The sequence below is a fragment of the Pseudarthrobacter sp. TAF60_1 genome, assembly GCF_052113505.1.
GTDB lineage: Bacteria > Actinomycetota > Actinomycetes > Actinomycetales > Micrococcaceae > Arthrobacter.
In genome coordinates this window covers 73,857-90,457 of sequence record NZ_JBFRDI010000004.1, presented here as the reverse complement: position 1 = coordinate 90,457, position 16,601 = coordinate 73,857, and the positions used below count along the sequence as shown (strand labels likewise).

Here is a 16,601-nt window from a genome sequence, read left to right as displayed (position 1 = left end):
CCGCCTAGAGGATGCCGAGGTTGCGCTGCAGTTCGTAGGGCGTCACCTGGAGCCTGTAGTCCTGCCACTCGGCCCGCTTGTTGCGCAGGAAGTGCTCGAAGACTTGTTCCCCGAGAATCTGCGGCATCAGTTCCGAGTCCTCCATGGACCGGATGGCGTCGTGGAGGCTGGCTGGCAGCGGATCATGCCCCATGGCACGCCGCTCAGCCGAGCTCAGCGACCAGACGTCATCCTCTGCGGCTGCGGGAAGTTCGTAACCCTCCTCGATGCCCTTCAGGCCCGCGCCCAGCAATACCGCGTAGGCGAGGTACGGATTGGCCGCCGAATCGATTCCGCGGTATTCGATCCGGGCTGACTGGCCCTTGCCGGGCTTGTACAGCGGCACTCGGACCAGTGCCGAACGGTTGTTGTGACCCCAGCTCAGGTAGCTGGGGGCTTCGCCGCCGCCCCAAAGGCGCTTGTAGGAGTTGACGAACTGGTTGGTCACCGCCGTGAACTCCGGGGCGTGCTTCAGAATGCCGGCGATAAACTGGCGCGCCGTTTTGGAGAGCTGGAACTCTGCGCCGGCCTCGTAGAAAGCGTTGGCGTCACCTTCAAACAGCGAGAAGTGGGTGTGCATGCCGGAGCCCGGGTGCTCGGTGAAGGGCTTGGGCATGAAGGTGGCATAGGTCCCCTGTTGCAGGGCCACCTCCTTGATGACAGTCCGGAACGTCATGATGTTGTCCGCCGTCTGGAGGGCATCGGCGTAGCGGAGGTCGATCTCGTTCTGGCCCGGGCCGGCCTCGTGGTGGCTGAACTCCACCGAAATGCCAACGGATTCCAGCATGGTCACCGCTGTGCGGCGGAAATCCTGGGCCACACCTCCGGGCACGTGGTCGAAGTAGCCTCCTTCATCCACCGGAATCGGCGAGCCGTCAGGGCCAGGCTCCTGGGACTTCAGGAGGTAGAACTCAATTTCGGGGTGCGTGTAGCACGTGAACCCCATATCCGCCGCCTTCGCCAGCGTGCGCTTGAGGACGTTTCGCGGATCGGCGGAGGACGGTTCACCGTCCGGGGTCAGAATGTCGCAGAACATCCGGGACGTCTGTTCAGTCTCACCGCGCCACGGCAGGATCTGGAAAGTGGAAGGATCCGGCTGTGCCAACATATCCGATTCGAAGACCCTGGCCAGGCCTTCGATGGATGAGCCGTCGAAGCCCAGCCCTTCTTCGAAGGCACCCTCAACCTCGGCAGGTGCCAGTGCCACCGACTTAAGCGAACCTACGACGTCGGTGAACCACAAACGTACGAACCGTATGTCACGCTCCTCGATTGTGCGCAGGACAAACTCTTGCTGGCGGTCCATGGTGGCCTCTTCTCCGGTCAACGTTCGTGCCCCGGGTCCGCGGAAGCGGCAGCCGGCAGCAGTTCACCATCACTTTACTAAGCAATCGATCCCGATGCGGGAGCCGCCGCCCCGCGTAACACAGGGTTAACATCGCAACGCCGCGCGATCCTGTCAACGCGGGGCATAACCGACCCCGTCCGGCGGCAACGTTATGGCGCGTATCACAGGACGCGTGACTGCAGGCGGGTGGCTAGGAGCCTCTGCGCCGCACTACGCTCTTGCCATGGCCACAACCAATAGCTCCGGCTCAAGCGCGTCCGCTGAAGTACCCGCACCCTACGGAAACGGGCCTGCACCGGCGCAGGCGCCGTCGTCGGGGGCCGCTGCCAAGCCAGCACCCAGAGTCCGCATCCACCACCTGCAGCAGGCCAAGCGTGACGGCACCAGGTTCGCCATGCTGACCGCCTACGAACAGTACAGTGCAGAGATCTTCGACCAGGCCGGCATTGACGTTCTTCTGGTGGGAGACTCCGCCTCCAACAACGTCTTTGGCAACGAGACCAGCCTGCCGGTGACGGTGGATGAACTCCTCCCGCTCTGCCGGGCCGTGGCCCGGTCGGCGAAGCGTGCCCTCGTGGTGGCAGACCTGCCGTTCGGCAGCTACGAGGTCTCGGCGCAGCAGGGCGTGGAAACCGGCGTCCGCTTCCTCAAGGAAGGCCTTGCCCACGCCGTCAAGATCGAGGGCGGCAAGTACTACGCCGAAACCGTCCGGGCCATGGTCCAGGCAGGTGTCCCCGTGATGGCCCACATTGGGTTCACCCCGCAAAGTGAACACGCACTGGGCGGCTACCGCGTCCAGGGCCGGGGCGACGATGCCCAGAGATTGATTGACGACGCCGTGGCGCTGGCTGAAGCAGGCGCGTTCAGTGTCCTGATGGAGATGGTGCCCGCGGAGACCGCCGCTGCCGTCGACGCGGCCGTGAGCGTGCCTACCGTCGGGATTGGCGCGGGAAATGCCACCACCGGGCAGGTGCTTGTCTGGCAGGACATGGCCGGACTCCGGGGCGGCCGGATGGCGAAGTTCGTGAAGCAGTACGCCGACCTCCGCACCACGCTCAGCGACGCGGCAAAGGCCTACGGCGAGGAAGTGCGGTCTGGACAATTCCCCGGCCCGGAGCACTCGTTCTAGCCCAGCCAGCTTGAGAGCGGGGCCTTACTCCCCGACTTTTGCGGCGCCGTCGTCGACCTTGATGGCGGACACTTCAAACTCCAGGGTGATTTTGTCCGATACCAGCACCCCGCCGGAGTCCAGCGTGGTGTTCCATTTAAGTCCGAAATCCTGCCGGTTGATGCGGCGGGAACCCTCGAAGCCGGCCCGGAGGTTGCCCATGGGATCCCGTTCCACACCCATAAAGTCGATCGGAATCGAAACCTCCCGCGTGACGCCCCGAATGGTCACGCTTCCGCTGACAATGAAGTGTCCTTCGTCTACCTGATCCACACGGTCGCTCACGAACGTGATCTCCGGGTAATTGGGGGCGTCAAAGAAGTCATTGGTCCGCAGGTGCTGATCACGGTCCGCATTACGGGTATCGATGCTCGCGACCTTGATGGTCAGCTGTACAGCTGACCGTTCGGGGGCCTCCGGGTCGACGGTGATGGTGCCCTCGAAGTCATTAAAAGCGCCGCGGACTTTGGTGACCATTGCGTGGCGGGTGGAAAAACCGATGCGCGTATGTGCCGGGTCGAATCGCCACTGACCTGCATATTCGGGCTTGATGTCTGCCATGATGCGCCTCCTCGCGGTACCAGTCAGTCTTCCTCGTTCTTTTCCCAGGATTCGTTGCGGGCACGGACCTTTTCCATCGCGTGCTCTGCCTCTTCACGGGTCTTGTACGGGCCAATCAGCTGGCTCCAGTCAGACAGCGCATCCTCTTCCACTTCATGGGTGTTCACGTTGTACCAGTACTCAGTCATCGATACTCCTCGTTCCGGCCGGCGGGAGCCCCTCTGTGATCCACGTAACCTAACAACTGATGCGGGCAGGTTGGGGCTTCCATTACTTGGCGTTCTGCGCCGCCTTATATGATCAATGTATGCCTTCCCTCGCCTCAACTGCACCTACCGGAACCCTGACCAGGGGAACCGTCAGTCCGCAGCTCCCCGTCCCGGCGTCCATCCCCCGGCCGGAGTACGTGGGCAAGCCCGGCCCGGCCAAGTTCACGGGCTCGGAGGTCAAGTCCGCTGAAACGATCGAAAAGATCCGGATTGCCAGCAAGATCGCGGCCCAGGCAATTGTCGAAGTGGGGAAGCATATCCAGCCGGGAGTCACCACGGACCAGCTGGACAAAGTGGGCCACGAGTTCCTGGTGGACCATAAGGCCTACCCGTCCACCCTGGGCTACCGGGGATTTCCAAAGTCCTTGTGCTCGTCGCTCAATGAGGTCATCTGCCACGGCATCCCGGACAGCACGGTGGTTCAGGACGGCGACATCATCAACATCGACATCACGGCCTTCATCAACGGCGTGCACGGCGACACCAATTACACATTCCTGGCCGGGGACGTCGATGAGGAATCACGCCTGCTGGTGGAGCGCACCCGCGAGTCGCTCAACCGGGCCATCAAAGCCGTGGCCCCTGGCCGCGAAATCAACGTGATCGGCCGTGCCATCCAGTCCTACGCAAAGCGCTTTGGCTACGGCGTGGTACGGGACTTCACCGGCCACGGTGTGGGGGAAGCATTCCACACCGGCCTGATCATCCCGCACTACGATGCCGCCCCTGCTTACAGCACCGTGATCGAGCCGGGAATGGTGTTCACCATTGAACCCATGCTGACCCTCGGCACCGTCGAATGGGACATGTGGGAAGACGACTGGACAGTTGTCACCCGCGACCACAAGCGGACCGCCCAGTTTGAACACACGCTGCTGGTAACGGACACCGGCGCCGAAATCCTCACCCTCCCCTAATCTCCCCCCGGTCAGCCGCCCGGCCTGCCCGCCCGCCCTGCCACGAACGGAACAACATTGGCCAACAAGGACGAGAAGTCGCACAAGAAAGCCCCGCTGATCGGCATCGACATCGGTGGCACCGGGATCAAAGGCGGCATCGTCGACCTGAAGAAGGGCAAGCTCCTTGGTGAACGATTCCGGGTTCCCACTCCCCAGCCCGCCACTCCCGAGGCCGTAGCCGAAGTGGTGGCACAGGTCGTGGCGGAGCTTTCCAGCCGTCCCGAAGCTCCGGCCGCCGACTCGCCGGTTGGCGTCACGTTCCCCGGTATCATCCAGCACGGTGTGGTGCATTCCGCGGCGAACGTGGACAAAAGCTGGCTCAACACGGACATCGATGCCCTGCTCACGGCACGCCTGGGCCGCCCGGTAGAGGTCATCAACGACGCCGACGCCGCCGGCCTGGCTGAAGCCCGGTACGGCGCCGGTGCCGGTATTGACGGCACCGTCCTGGTCATCACCCTGGGCACCGGGATCGGGTCGGCCTTTATCTTCAACGGCCATCTGGTGCCGAACGCCGAGCTGGGACACTTGGAGATCGACGGCTTCGACGCTGAAACAAAGGCCTCCGCCGTGGCCCGGGAGCGGGACGGCCTGTCCTGGGACGAATACAGCGTGCTGCTGCAGCGGTATTTCTCCCATGTTGAGTTCCTTTTCTCCCCGGAGCTGTTCATTGTGGGCGGCGGCATTTCCAAGCGCGCGGACGAGTACCTGCCCAACCTGAAGCTACGCACGCCTATCGTTCCCGCTAAGTTGAAGAACGAGGCAGGAATCGTGGGCGCCGCCGTCGAAATCGCCGTGAAGCATAAGCTCACCAAGTAAGCCAACCGGATGGCCATTGCGCACCGCATCGCTGGTGTGCGATTATTCCCGTAATCGTGATCCGTCGGCAGGAGGTGAGACCCATGAACGCAGTATCCGCAATGGGTGCTCCCCTGCAGTCCACGATTGCGCGGCTTAGGTAGTCGTCGCCGGGAGCGCCCGCCAGGCAATTCGCGAAAGGCGACTCCCTTGAACTCAACACCCCCTTCAACTCCGCATTTCACCTCGGCGGCCGCTTCGCGCCGGGCGCTGGTCCTCGGTGGCGGCGGATCGACAGGCAATGCGTGGCTGATCGGCGTCATCGCCGGCCTGTTCGATGCCGGCCTGGATATAACCGACGCCGAGCTGACCATCGGGACCTCGGCCGGATCGACGGCCGCGGCCCAGCTGGCCGGCGGCACCCCAACCGACCTGTTTGCCGCCATCCTCGCGGGGGCGCCCCAGCAACGGACCGGCCCCGCCGGGTCCTCCAGTGGACGCGTTCCGATCAGCCCGGTGGCAGACCACCTCGAGAGGACGAACAGGATCATCGCCGCCGCAAAGGATGCGGCTGAGATGCGCCGCAAAATGGGTGCGGCGGCACTCGACCTGGCCGCGGCGTCGGACGGTTCCGGGCAAACGCGGTGGCGCGCCACCGTCGCCGCGCGCCTGCCCGGCCAGCGCTGGCCGCAACGAACGGTGCTCATCACGGCGGTCGATGCCCATAGCGGTGAACCCGTCGTGTTCGACCGCCACAGCGGGGTCGAACTGGTGGACGCCGTCGCTGCCAGTTGTGCCAGCGGCTTCGCCTACAGCATCGGGGATAAACAGTACATCGACGGCGGCTATCGACGTTCCAGCGAGAATGCCGATCTGGCAGCCGGATGCGGGCGGGTGCTGGTGCTGTCACCCTTCGGCGGCAGAACACGGACCCCGCTGGAGTGGGGCACGCACCTCGGAGCCCAGGTCGAGGAGCTACGCGGGGGCGGGAGCAGAGTCGAAACGATCTTCCCGGACAGCAAGGCCGAGCACATGTTCGGCGCCAACGCGATGGATCCGTCGCAGCGTCCGCCCGCAGCCCGTGCCGGTTACGACCAAGGCATGGCGCTGGCGGGGCAGCTCATCGAATTCTGGCGCTGACGCGGTGGGGCTCTCAGCCACCGGCATCAGTGCTTACAGTGGGCTCTTTTCGGAACTTCTGGTGCCCTTTGCGGCCGGGCCAGCCGTTTCACCCACCGACTCGTGGCGTAGCAGGGAGATGGCCGTCTCGAAGTCTTCCAACGATTCGAAGGCCTGGTACACGCTGGCGAAGCGCAGGTAGGCAACCTGGTCCAGCTTCTGTAGCGGGCCCAGGATCACAAGGCCCACTTCGTGCGCTTCGATTTCCGCGGCCCCCGAGGCGCGGATCTGCTCTTCCACTTCCTGGGCAAGGAGCGCGAGGTCGTCTTCGCTGACCGGGCGGCCCTGGCACGCTTTGCGGACTCCGTTGATGACTTTGCTGCGGCTGAAGGGCTCGCCGACACCTGAGCGTTTGATAACCGAAAGGCTGGTGGTTTCCACCGTGGTGAACCTGCGCCCGCACTCGGGGCACTGACGGCGGCGCCTGATGGCCGAGCCGTCGTCAGCCATGCGGCTGTCCACAACGCGGGAGTCCGGATTGCGGCAGAACGGACAGTACACGGGGGCGCCTCCTCGATCTTCAGCTAGGGGTCTACGAGTGATCTTACGTCATGAAGGAGTCCGCACGCACTACATGTAGTGGTGGCCCAACTACATGTAGTGCCGAACGCTCCCTGTCCCGCGGAATCAGGCAGTCCCGGCGAACCGTGCCGTGACCGCCTCGCCGTGTGCCGGCAGGTCCTCGGCGCCGGACAGTCTGACGATGTGGCCGCGGACTTCCTGCAAGGCGGCCCGGCTGTAATTGACCACCTGGATGGCACGGAGGAACGTGGTCACGTTCAGGCCGGAGGAGAACGCCGCCGTACCGCTGGTGGGCAGCACATGGTTCGAGCCTGCACAGTAGTCCCCCAGGCTGACGGGACTGTAGTCCCCCACAAAGATGGCGCCCGCATTCCTGATTCGGGCGGCCACCGCGGAAGCATCCGCAGTCATGATCTCCAGGTGCTCGGCAGCATACGCATCGCAGGCCGCAACGCCCTGATCGAGGTCCTCCACAAGCACGACGCCGGACTGGGGCCCGGACAGTGCCTCGCACACCCTGGCTGAGTGCTTGGTGCCAGCTGCCTGCCGGTCCAGTTCGGCGCGGACCGCAGCGGCAAGTTCCTCCGAATCGGTGATGAGTACGGAAGCGGCTTTCGGGTCGTGTTCAGCCTGGCTGATCAAGTCGGCGGCCACAAGGTCGGGCCGCGCGGAGGAGTCTGCCAGAATGGCAATCTCTGTGGTCCCGGCCTCGGAGTCGATGCCCACCACGCCCTTGACAAGCCGCTTCGCAGTGGCCACAAAGATGTTTCCAGGACCGGTGACCACGTCAACGGGCTCCAGGGCCGGTCCCGCGTCAGAGGCATCCGCTCCGTAGGCGAACGCAGCGATGGCCTGTGCGCCGCCGATGGCGTACACCTCACTGATGCCCAGCAGGGCAGCCGCCGCAAGAATGGTGGGGTGCGGGAGGCCACCGAAGTCTTTCTGTGGCGGGGATGCCAGGGCGATGGATTCCACACCGGCGGCCAGCGCCGGGACAACGTTCATGATGACCGAGGACGGGTAGACCGCTAAACCGCCGGGAACGTAGAGCCCCACCCGCGAAACCGGCACCCAGTTCTGGCTCACCAGGGCGCCGTCGCCGAGTTCGACGTCGACGTTGCGCGGCCGTTGCCCGTCCGCGAACCGCCGGGCACGGCTGATGGATTCTTCCAGGGCGCTGCGCACGGCCGGGTCCAGTTCCGCCAGCGCCTTCGCCAGCGACTCGGCCGGAACCCGGGGGTGCACCTGGTCAACTCCGTCGAAGCGCCGGGCAAGGTCGCTGAGTGCAGAAAACCCGTGCTGGCGGACCGCGTCGATGATCTGGAGGACCTTTTCTTCCGCGTCAGCCACGGTGTTCCGCCGGGCGCGCGGAACGGCGGCGCGGAGGCCCGCCAATGTCAGTCCACGGCCCCGCAGGTCGACTGTGCGGAAGTTGACGGCCGCGGTTGGCGTGGTTGCTGGAGATTCAGGAGAAATGGTCACCCGTTCATTTTACGCGTCGGGCGCAGTGCCCCCGGCGACCGGTGCGCGCCCGGCGCCGGGTGCGGTCCCGGCGTCGGGTGCGGGCCCGGCGTCGGATGCGGTCCTGAGCAGGTTGAGCAGGCTCAGGGCAAATACTGATACTGCCGTTGCGGCCGGCCACAGCAGCAGCACGGATAACGAGCGGAGGGAGAACGCCACACTGGCGTTGATCGCCGCATCCACTGGCGGGCCCCACAACCGGCCTGACAACACGCCCGTCTGCCAGGCAACGACGGCGCCCACCAGGCCGCCGGCCAGGCTGAGGAGGAATGCCGGCTGCTCGGCACGGCCGCCCTTGTCGGTGAGGAAGACGGCCACCAGGCACCCGGCTAAGACCAGGAGACCGCCGAGGGTCAGGTCCCGCGGCAGCCACACGTCCGGGTTGGCCCCGTCACGCAATGCGGGATTGCGGGTGATGAGGTTCAGCCCGCCGGGAGCGAGCAGCCACCACAGCAGCCCCGCTGGCACACCGCCGGCCGCGGCAGCAACAAACCATTTCCATGGCGGCCGGGCGGAAGGGTGGCTGAGGTGTTTTTCCATGAAACAAACCTTAACAAACGTGGGTGCGCATGGCCGCATGACGTGCGTGGTCGGCCGATTCCGCTGTGCACCGGCGGAGCAATACGCTTAAGGGAGAATCCATATGAGCATGTTTAGGAGCAGTTTTACAATGTCAGATGCAGCGCCGTTCGAGGGCACGTTCAAGGAAATGTTCCGGCGCCACGCTGCCGGCGTCGCGATCATCACGGTGAACTACCAGGGCGAACCGTATGGCTTCACGGCCACGTCCGTGGCATCGCTCTCAGCCCAGCCGCCGCGGTTCACCTTCAACATGGCCCGCAGCTCAAGCTCCTGGCCGGCCGTGGCCAACGCCACGCACCTCGGCGTCCACATGCTTGGACTGGAAAACCAGGCCCTGGCCGACCGCTTCGCACGGACCAAGGACCGGTTCGGCGGTGACCATTGGGAACTTGGACCACACGATGTCCCGATTCTCAAGGACGTCGCAGGCTGGCTGATCGGTAAGATCCAGATGCGCCTCTCCTTCGAGAACAACGCCGTGGTGGTCGTCGAAGTCGTGGCCGGCGCCGTTGGCGAGGACGGCTCGCCGCTCCTGTACCACGCAGGCAGTTATGGCCAGCCGGTCCCCCTGGACTACGAAATCTAGCCGGCGGACGACGTCCAGCCCGGCAACCTAGTAATCCAGGCAGGTCGGCCCGAGGAGGACCTTGAGGTCTCCGAACAGTGACGGGCTCGGGTTGACCCGGAGGTGCACCGGCAGAGCCATGACTTCAGTTCGGGTGTCTCCCTGCAGGTGCAGCCGGACTTCGGAATTCCCCCGGTGGTTCCGCAGGACGTCCCCGAGTTCGGTGACTACGGCTTCGGTGGCCTTGTGGGTGGGCATGGAAATCTGCAGCGGACCGTTTGTTCCCTCGCTGAGGTCCGGAACAGAGAGTTCCATGCAGTTCAAGGTGACTGCACCGTCGTCGCGCCGCTGGAGGCGGCCCTTGACCACCACAATCAGGTCCTCGGCCAGGACCGACGCGATCGGCCCATAAACCTGTCCGAAGAACATGACCTCCATAGAGCCGCCAAGGTCTTCGATTTCGGCGCGTGCGTAGGCATTGCCGCTCGCCTTGGCGATCCGGCGGCTCAGCGACGTGATCATGCCTGAGATGGTGACGATGGCGCCGTCGTGCGGGCCGTCGTCGGCAATGATCGAGGTGATGCTCTGGTCCGCGTGCTGGCTGAGGAGCCCTTCGAGTCCCTGGAGCGGGTGGTCTGAGACGTACAGGCCCAGCATGTCGCGTTCGAAGGACAGCTTGTCTTTCTTCTCCCACTCCGGCAGGTCGGGAATCTCAATGCTCAGCGATGCTTCGGACTCGGCTTCGTCGAAACCGGCGAAAAGGTCGAACTGGCCGATCGCCTCGTTGCGCTTGAGCGTGATGACCGAATCGATCGCCTCTTCGTGGATCATCGCCAAAGCACGCCTGTGGTGGTTGAGCGAATCGAATGCGCCGGCTTTGATCAGGGATTCAATGGTGCGTTTGTTGCAAACGACGGCAGGAACCTTGACGAGGTAATCTTTGAAAGACGTGTAGGCGCCTTCCTTTTCGCGCGCAGCCACCATGGCTTCGACGGCGTTGACCCCCACGTTGCGGATGGCTCCCATGCCGAAGCGGATGTCGTTGCCCACAGGCGTGAAGTTCAATGCGGACTCGTTGACGTCCGGCGGCAGCACGGTGATTCCCATGCGCCGGCATTCATTGAGGTAGATTGCCGATTTGTCCTTGTCGTCGCCCACCGACGTCAGCAGCGCCGCCATGTACTCCGGCGCATAGTGGGCCTTCAGGTATGCGGTCCAGTAAGAGATCACGCCGTACGCGGCCGAGTGTGCCTTGTTGAACGCGTAGTCGGAGAATGGGAGAAGGATGTCCCAAAGGGTCTTGACCGCGGCCATGGAATAGCCGTTGTCCTGCATGCCTTGGGAGAAACCGGCGAACTGCTTATCCAGCTCGGACTTCTTCTTCTTGCCCATGGCACGGCGGAGGATGTCTGCCTGGCCCAGCGAATAGCCAGCGAGTTTCTGCGCCACGGCCATGACCTGCTCCTGGTACACGATGAGGCCGTACGTCCCGCCGAGGATCTCCGCGAGGGGTTCCTTGAGCTCGGGATGGATCGGAATGACTTCCTGGATCCCGTTCTTACGGAGCGCATAGTCCGTGTGCGCGTTGGCACCCATGGGACCGGGGCGGTAGAGGGCCAGGACAGCGGAGATGTCTTCGAAGTTGTCAGGCTTCATCAGCTTCAGGAGCGCACGCATGGGACCGCCGTCGAGCTGGAACACGCCCAGGGTGTCGCCGCGGGCCATCAGCTCGTAGGAGGCGACGTCGTCCAGCGCCAGGCTGTCCAGGTCCAGATCGTGGCCGCGGTTGAGCTTGATGTTCTCCAGGGCGTCCGAGATGATCGTCAGGTTTCGCAGACCCAGGAAGTCCATCTTGATCAGCCCCAGGCCTTCGCAGGTGGGGTAATCGAACTGCGTGATCACCTGGCCGTCCTGGATGCGGCGCATGATGGGGATGACGTCGATGATGGGGTCCGAGGACATGATGACGCCCGCCGCGTGGACTCCCCACTGGCGCTTCAGTCCCTCGATGCCGAGCGCGGTCTCGAAGACCTTGGCCGCTTCAGGGTCGGTGCTGATCAGCTGGCGGAAGTCCCCCGCCTCGCCGTACCGCTTGGACTCCGGGTTCTGGATGTCGGCGAGCGGAATGTCCTTGGCCATCACGGCCGGCGGCAGGGCTTTGGTGAGTTGCTCACCCATGCTGAACGGGTAGCCCAGCACGCGGGAGGAGTCCTTGAGCGCCTGCTTGGTTTTGATGGTGCCGTACGTGACGATCATGGCCACGCGTTCGTCCCCGTACTTTCGGGTGACGTAGTCGATCACCTCGGACCGGCGGCGATCATCGAAGTCGACGTCGAAGTCAGGCATGGATACGCGGTCCGGGTTGAGGAAGCGCTCGAAGATCAGGCCGTGGTGCAGCGGATCGAGGTCGGTGATACGCATCGCGTAGGCAACCATGGAACCCGCGCCAGAGCCACGGCCAGGGCCGACCCGGATGCCGTTGTTCTTCGCCCAGTTGATGAAGTCGGCCACCACCAGGAAGTAGCCGGGGAAGCCCATGGAGGTGATGACTTCGAGCTCATAGTCAGCCTGCGTGCGGACCTTGTCCGGCACACCTCCCGGGTACCGGTATTCCAGGCCGGCGGCCACCTCCTTGACCAGCCAGGATGTCTCGTCCTCGCCCGGAGGGCAGGGGAAGCGCGGCATGTAGTTGGCACCGGTGTTGAACGAAACTTCGCACCGCTCGGCGATCAGCAGGGTGTTGTCGCACGCGTCCGGGTGGTCCCGGAACAGTTCCCGCATTTCCTGCGGCGACTTGAGGTAGTAGCCGCTGCCGGAGAACGCAAAGCGGGAACCGCCGTTGTCGTATGTGGGTTCCAGCAGGGTGGAACCGGACTGGATGGCAAGCAGGGCCTCGTGCGCCTTGGCATCATGCTCGTGCGTGTAATGGAGGTCGTTGGTGGCCACCAGGGGCAGGTTCAGGTCCTTCGCGAGCCGGAGCAGGTCCCCCGTGACGCGGCGTTCGATGTCCAGGCCGTGGTCCATCAGCTCGCAGAAGTAGTTCTCCGCGCCGAAAATGTCACGGAACTCCGCGGCGGCCTCCAAAGCCTCCCGGTACTGGCCCAGGCGCAGGCGGGTCTGGACTTCGCCCGACGGGCAGCCCGTGGTGGCGATCAGGCCTTCCGAGTACGTGTTCAGGAGCTCACGATCCAGCCGCGGCCACTTGCCGAAGACGGCATCCAGAGATGCGATGGAGGAGGCCCGGAAGAGGTTCCTCATGCCGGCGTTGTTGTAGCTCAGCAATGTCATGTGGGTGTACGAGCCACCACCGGAGATATCGTCCTTGCGCTGGTGTTCCTCACCCCAACGGACACGGCTTTTGTCCGTCCGCGCGGTCCCGGGGGTCACATAGGCTTCGACGCCGATGATCGGTTTGATGCCCTGGTCCGTGGCGCGCTTCCAAAAGTCGAAGGCGCCGAACAGGTAGCCGTGGTCCGTGGTAGCGAGGGCCGGCATGCCCAGGCGTTCCGTCTCGTTGAAGAGTTCTCCCAGACGGGCGGCGCCGTCCAACATGGAGTACTCGGTGTGGTTGTGGAGATGAACGAACGAGGCATTGCTGGAAGTCACCGCACCAGTCTAAGCGTTGGCGGGCTGTCCCTGCCCCCAGCGACCCGGTGCCTAGGCCTCGCCCGACTCCAGTATCTCCAAAGCGTAAGCCAGGTCCTGCGGGTATTCGCTGGTGACCGTCACACGCTCGCCGGTGACGGGGTGGTCAAAGCTGAGTTGGCGCGCATGCAGCCATTGCCGCGTCAGTCCCAGTGTCGCGGCGAGCCGGGGATCGGCGCCATAGGTCAGGTCGCCGGCGCACGGGTGGCGCAAGGCCGAAAAGTGCACGCGGATCTGGTGCGTGCGTCCTGTTTCCAGGTGCACTTCCACCAAGGTTGCCTTGCCAAAGGCTTCCAGCACTTCGTAGTGCGTAATCGACGGGCGACCATCCTCGATCACGGCGAAACGCCAGTCGTGTCCCGGGTGGCGTCCGATGGGGGCGTCAATGGTTCCCTCCAGCGGATCCGGGAGCCCCTGGACCACCGCGTGGTAGACCTTGTCCACGGTGCGTTCCTTGAAGGCACGCTTCAGGGCGGTATAGGCGCGCTCCGTCTTGGCCACCACCATCACGCCTGACGTGCCGACGTCGAGCCTGTGGACGATACCCACCCGCTCGGGGGCGCCGGAGGTGGAGATCCGGTAACCGGCCCCGGCGAGCCCGCCCACCACGGTGGGCCCCACCCACCCGGGCGATGGATGCGCCGCAACTCCTACCGGTTTGTCCACAACAACAAAGTCGTCGTCGTCGAGCAGGATTTTCAGGCCTTCCACAACTTCCTCCACCACTTCGAGCGGGTCCCGTCGTTCAGGCACCGTCACTTCCAGGACATCCCCGGCCACCAGGCGCGCGGACTTTCCGAGCTTCTTGCCGCGGCTGAGCACGTTGCCTTCGGCAATGAGGGTCGCCGCCAACGAGCGGGATATCCCCATCAGCCCTGCGAGCCCCGCATCCGCACGGGTTCCGCCGAATCCGTCGGCCACCACCAGTCGCTCAGGCATTGTCGGACTTCTCCTTGGGCGCCGCGATATGCCGCGAGCCGTCCAGCGAGATTCCCCTTAGCGTCAGGATACAAATGATGGACACCGCAGAGACCACCGCCGAGTCTGCGATGTTGAATATCGCAAAGTTGGGCAGTTGGATGAAATCCACCACGTGCCCCATGGCGAAGGAAGGCTCCCGGAACAACCGGTCCGTCAGGTTGCCCAGCGCACCACCGAGGAGAAGGCCTAGCGCCAGGGCCCACCAGGCCGAACCGAGCTTGCGCACCTGGAACAGGATGGCAAGGGAAACTCCGGCCATGATGATGGAAAACACCCATGTCACGTTCTCGCCAATGGAAAAGGCGGCCCCGGAATTCCGGATGAAGTACCAGTGCAGAAGCGGCGGCAGCACGGGGATGCGCTCACCCTCGACCATGGTGGTGGTCACCCAGATTTTTGTCAGCTGGTCAAAGGCGTAGGCAAAGGCTGCGAAGCCCGCGAAAAGCGAGAGCAGGAGCCTTTTCCGGGGCCGGGGTGATGATGGTGCAGGGTGCGCAGCGTCGGCGGCAAGGTCGTCAGTCATGGTGCTTTCATTTGTAAAACCGATGTTAATCACAAAAGCCGGCGGCCGAGGAATCCTCAGCCACCGGCTTTCAGAATACGTGCTTGACGGACTAGTTCGCTTCGACCTCAGGCGCCGCAACGGAGCCGCGGGCATCAAGATCGCGCAACTGGCCTTCGATGTAGGCCTTCAGGCGTGAACGGTAATCGCGCTCGAAGCCACGGAGCTGCTCGACCTTGCGCTCCAGGACGGAGCGCTGCTGTTCCAGGGCGCCGAGGATCTTGCGGGACTTCTCCTGGGCATCGTTCACCAGGCTGCTGGCCTCGATCTGGGCCTCGGCGATGATCTTGTCCTTCTGGGACTGCCCATCGGCTACGTGGCGGTCGTGCATCTGCTGCGCCATGGCAAGCAGGCCGGCGGCAGACTCGGCGGAAACGCTGCTTCCCGCGGCGGGTGCAGGAGCGGGAGCCGGGGCGGCTGCAACGGCGGCGGCAGGCTCGGCTTCCTTCTTCTTCGGAGCCTCGGCAACCTTAGCTTCGGCTTCGGCTTTCGCCGGGGCCTCAACCTTGTCAGCCTTGACGGGCGCGGGGACCTTCTCAACCACGGGCGCGGCTGCAGCGGAGCTGGCGGGCACGGCAGAACCGGACTCGGCAAGCTTCTTGCGGAGCTCGTCGTTCTCCTGGTTCAGGCGCCTGAGTTCCACGACGATTTCGTCCAGGAAGTCGTCAACTTCGTCCTGGTCATAGCCTTCGCGGAACTTGGTCGGCTGAAAGCGCTTGTTGACAACGTCTTCTGGCGTCAAAGCCATCTGGTCACCTCATTGGTCTAGTTAGTCAGTAGGCCTTCCGGCCGTCAAAACTACGGTACCTAAAATCTGTCTCGTTCCTCTAATTCAACACTGGGTGTCAAACCGGAGATTTCTTTCGCTTCACAGGGGTGAGTTCCGTTCGAGGAACGCCCCTGAACTGCTAGGTCTTGTCGAAGATTACGCGAAACCCCTGGTCACCGCCATTGCGATACTCACGGCGATGAAGAGAATCAGGAATCCGAGGTCCAGGGTCACACCGCCGAGCCTCAGCGGTGGGATGACCCGGCGGAGCCCCTTGAGTGGCGGATCGGTCACCGAGTACACCGTGTGGGCGGCCACAAGGGCTGCGCCGCGGGGCCGCCATTCCCTGGCAAACATCTGCACCCAGTCAAAGACCAGGCGGACGATCAGGGCTACGAAGAACAGCAGCAGGGCTATATAGAGAAGTCCGAAAACAATTCCCATGACTTAACTCATATCTCCATGTCCATTCCGGATACCGCAGTGCCCTGCCAATGTTTCTTGTCTATTTCAGCACAGATGCCAGACAGGTGTCCCTGCCTGGCATCAGCACTAAGCTTTGAGGCTAGCTTTGGTTGAAAAAGCTGGCCTGGGTCTCACTGACTTTCTTGTCATCGCCGATAACCTCAATGTACGACGGCGAAAGCAGGAAGACCTTGTTCGTGACCCTCTCGATGCTGCCACGGAGGCCGAAGACGAGACCGGCCGAGAAGTCAACGAGACGCTTGGCATCTGCCTCGCCCATGTCGGTGACGTTCATGATGACGGGGATGCCGTCGCGGAAACTCTCACCGATGAGCTTGGCGTCATTATAGGACCGCGGGTGGATCGTGGTGATCTGCCGAAGTCCGGACGTTTCTTCGCGGCTCGAGGCCGCACGCTTGATGGGTGTCACAGGTGCGCGGTATTCCTCTTCAGGGGCGTGGACCGATTCACGGCTGACTTCGCGGACCGGTGCAGGGGCCCGGCGTTCCTCGCGGTCAGCTTCCATTGAATCGTCCTCGTCCTTACGTGTTGTGGTGTGCTCGGACTCGTAGTGTTCATCGCCATCGGCGAGCCCAAGATAGATCATTGTCTTGCGCAGAGCGCCGGCCATGGTCGACTCCTAATCGTGTCCGTAGGCGGGCCGCCCA

General features: G+C 63.7%; 17 protein-coding genes. 5 read left to right on the top strand and 12 right to left on the bottom strand.

Going from position 1 to position 16,601, the window contains the following annotated elements; genetic code table 11:
• Positions 1–4: 4 nt before the first annotated feature.
• A complete protein-coding gene (gene glnA / locus AB4Y73_RS06295; protein WP_441870013.1) occupies positions 5–1,345 on the bottom strand; it encodes a type I glutamate--ammonia ligase in 1,341 nt (446 codons plus the stop codon).
• Positions 1,346–1,610: 265 nt separating this feature from the next.
• Between glnA and panB the strand changes: the two genes are divergently transcribed.
• Positions 1,611–2,516 (top strand): 3-methyl-2-oxobutanoate hydroxymethyltransferase, encoded by a 906-nt coding sequence (panB, locus tag AB4Y73_RS06290; RefSeq protein WP_441870011.1) that lies wholly within the window; start codon positions 1,611–1,613, stop codon positions 2,514–2,516.
• Positions 2,517–2,540: 24 nt separating this feature from the next.
• Here panB and AB4Y73_RS06285 read toward each other — a convergent pair whose 3' ends face one another.
• Entirely contained in the window at positions 2,541–3,116 is a 576-nt protein-coding gene (locus AB4Y73_RS06285; protein ID WP_441870009.1) for a YceI family protein, read from the bottom strand.
• Between the two features lie 23 nt (positions 3,117–3,139).
• Complete coding sequence (locus tag AB4Y73_RS06280) at positions 3,140–3,304, bottom strand: SPOR domain-containing protein (RefSeq protein ID WP_441870007.1); 165 nt, start codon at positions 3,302–3,304, stop codon at positions 3,140–3,142.
• Between the two features lie 119 nt (positions 3,305–3,423).
• On the opposite strand from AB4Y73_RS06280, the gene map reads away from it, so the two are divergent.
• From map to AB4Y73_RS06265, 3 genes are all read left to right on the top strand, one after another.
• Positions 3,424–4,302 (top strand): type I methionyl aminopeptidase, encoded by an 879-nt coding sequence (gene map / locus AB4Y73_RS06275; protein WP_441870005.1) that lies wholly within the window; start codon positions 3,424–3,426, stop codon positions 4,300–4,302.
• 57 nt (positions 4,303–4,359) lie between these two features.
• On the top strand, positions 4,360–5,163 hold the full coding sequence (gene ppgK / locus AB4Y73_RS06270) for a polyphosphate--glucose phosphotransferase (protein ID WP_441870003.1): 804 nt from the start codon (positions 4,360–4,362) through the stop codon (positions 5,161–5,163).
• Between the two features lie 189 nt (positions 5,164–5,352).
• Entirely contained in the window at positions 5,353–6,282 is a 930-nt protein-coding gene (locus tag AB4Y73_RS06265; protein WP_441870001.1) for a patatin-like phospholipase family protein, read from the top strand.
• Positions 6,283–6,315: 33 nt separating this feature from the next.
• On the opposite strand, the gene nrdR is transcribed toward AB4Y73_RS06265, so the two are convergent.
• The 3 genes from nrdR to AB4Y73_RS06250 all read right to left on the bottom strand — a co-directional run bounded on the left by nrdR (position 6,316) and on the right by AB4Y73_RS06250 (position 8,904).
• A complete protein-coding gene (gene nrdR / locus AB4Y73_RS06260; RefSeq protein ID WP_441869999.1) occupies positions 6,316–6,822 on the bottom strand; it encodes a transcriptional regulator NrdR in 507 nt (168 codons plus the stop codon).
• A 126-nt stretch (positions 6,823–6,948) separates the two neighbouring features.
• Complete coding sequence (hisD, locus tag AB4Y73_RS06255) at positions 6,949–8,325, bottom strand: histidinol dehydrogenase (RefSeq protein ID WP_441869997.1); 1,377 nt, start codon at positions 8,323–8,325, stop codon at positions 6,949–6,951.
• A gap of 9 nt (positions 8,326–8,334) precedes the next feature.
• Positions 8,335–8,904, bottom strand: a complete 570-nt coding sequence (locus AB4Y73_RS06250) for a hypothetical protein (protein WP_441869995.1) — start codon at positions 8,902–8,904, stop codon at positions 8,335–8,337.
• Positions 8,905–9,034: 130 nt separating this feature from the next.
• Between AB4Y73_RS06250 and AB4Y73_RS06245 the strand changes: the two genes are divergently transcribed.
• On the top strand, positions 9,035–9,532 hold the full coding sequence (locus AB4Y73_RS06245; protein ID WP_441869993.1) for a flavin reductase family protein: 498 nt from the start codon (positions 9,035–9,037) through the stop codon (positions 9,530–9,532).
• Positions 9,533–9,559: 27 nt separating this feature from the next.
• Here AB4Y73_RS06245 and dnaE read toward each other — a convergent pair whose 3' ends face one another.
• The 6 genes from dnaE to AB4Y73_RS06215 form a co-directional block, all read right to left on the bottom strand.
• A complete protein-coding gene (dnaE, locus tag AB4Y73_RS06240; protein WP_441869991.1) occupies positions 9,560–13,117 on the bottom strand; it encodes a DNA polymerase III subunit alpha in 3,558 nt (1,185 codons plus the stop codon).
• A 51-nt stretch (positions 13,118–13,168) separates the two neighbouring features.
• Entirely contained in the window at positions 13,169–14,095 is a 927-nt protein-coding gene (locus tag AB4Y73_RS06235) for an RluA family pseudouridine synthase (RefSeq protein ID WP_441869989.1), read from the bottom strand.
• A complete protein-coding gene (gene lspA, locus AB4Y73_RS06230) occupies positions 14,088–14,660 on the bottom strand; it encodes a signal peptidase II (protein WP_441869987.1) in 573 nt (190 codons plus the stop codon). Before lspA ends, AB4Y73_RS06235 begins: the two co-directional genes overlap by 8 nt.
• A gap of 91 nt (positions 14,661–14,751) precedes the next feature.
• Positions 14,752–15,447: a DivIVA domain-containing protein gene (locus AB4Y73_RS06225; protein WP_441869985.1), complete on the bottom strand. Its 696-nt coding sequence runs from the start codon at positions 15,445–15,447 to the stop codon at positions 14,752–14,754.
• Positions 15,448–15,624: 177 nt separating this feature from the next.
• The gene (locus AB4Y73_RS06220; RefSeq protein ID WP_441869983.1) at positions 15,625–15,912 is read right to left on the bottom strand and encodes a YggT family protein; all 288 of its coding nucleotides are present in this window, start codon (positions 15,910–15,912) and stop codon (positions 15,625–15,627) included.
• Between the two features lie 121 nt (positions 15,913–16,033).
• Positions 16,034–16,564, bottom strand: coding sequence for a cell division protein SepF (locus AB4Y73_RS06215; protein WP_190988925.1), 531 nt, complete (start codon positions 16,562–16,564; stop codon positions 16,034–16,036).
• Between the last annotated feature and the right edge of the window lie 37 nt (positions 16,565–16,601).

Bases quoted from the DNA above. Each gene is read 5' to 3' on its own strand.
- map (WP_441870005.1), top strand. From the start codon at position 3,424: ATGCCTTCCCTCGCCTCAACTGCACCTACCGGAACCCTGACCAGGGGA.
- AB4Y73_RS06220 (WP_441869983.1), bottom strand. From the start codon at position 15,912: ATGGGAATTGTTTTCGGACTTCTCTATATAGCCCTGCTGCTGTTCTTC.
- AB4Y73_RS06225 (WP_441869985.1), bottom strand. From the start codon at position 15,447: ATGGCTTTGACGCCAGAAGACGTTGTCAACAAGCGCTTTCAGCCGACC.
- lspA (WP_441869987.1), bottom strand. From the start codon at position 14,660: ATGACTGACGACCTTGCCGCCGACGCTGCGCACCCTGCACCATCATCA.
- AB4Y73_RS06235 (WP_441869989.1), bottom strand. From the start codon at position 14,095: ATGCCTGAGCGACTGGTGGTGGCCGACGGATTCGGCGGAACCCGTGCG.
- AB4Y73_RS06280 (WP_441870007.1), bottom strand. From the start codon at position 3,304: ATGACTGAGTACTGGTACAACGTGAACACCCATGAAGTGGAAGAGGAT.
- panB (WP_441870011.1), top strand. From the start codon at position 1,611: ATGGCCACAACCAATAGCTCCGGCTCAAGCGCGTCCGCTGAAGTACCC.
- glnA (WP_441870013.1), bottom strand. From the start codon at position 1,345: ATGGACCGCCAGCAAGAGTTTGTCCTGCGCACAATCGAGGAGCGTGAC.
- AB4Y73_RS06215 (WP_190988925.1), bottom strand. From the start codon at position 16,564: ATGGCCGGCGCTCTGCGCAAGACAATGATCTATCTTGGGCTCGCCGAT.
- AB4Y73_RS06285 (WP_441870009.1), bottom strand. From the start codon at position 3,116: ATGGCAGACATCAAGCCCGAATATGCAGGTCAGTGGCGATTCGACCCG.
- AB4Y73_RS06245 (WP_441869993.1), top strand. From the start codon at position 9,035: ATGTCAGATGCAGCGCCGTTCGAGGGCACGTTCAAGGAAATGTTCCGG.
- AB4Y73_RS06250 (WP_441869995.1), bottom strand. From the start codon at position 8,904: ATGGAAAAACACCTCAGCCACCCTTCCGCCCGGCCGCCATGGAAATGG.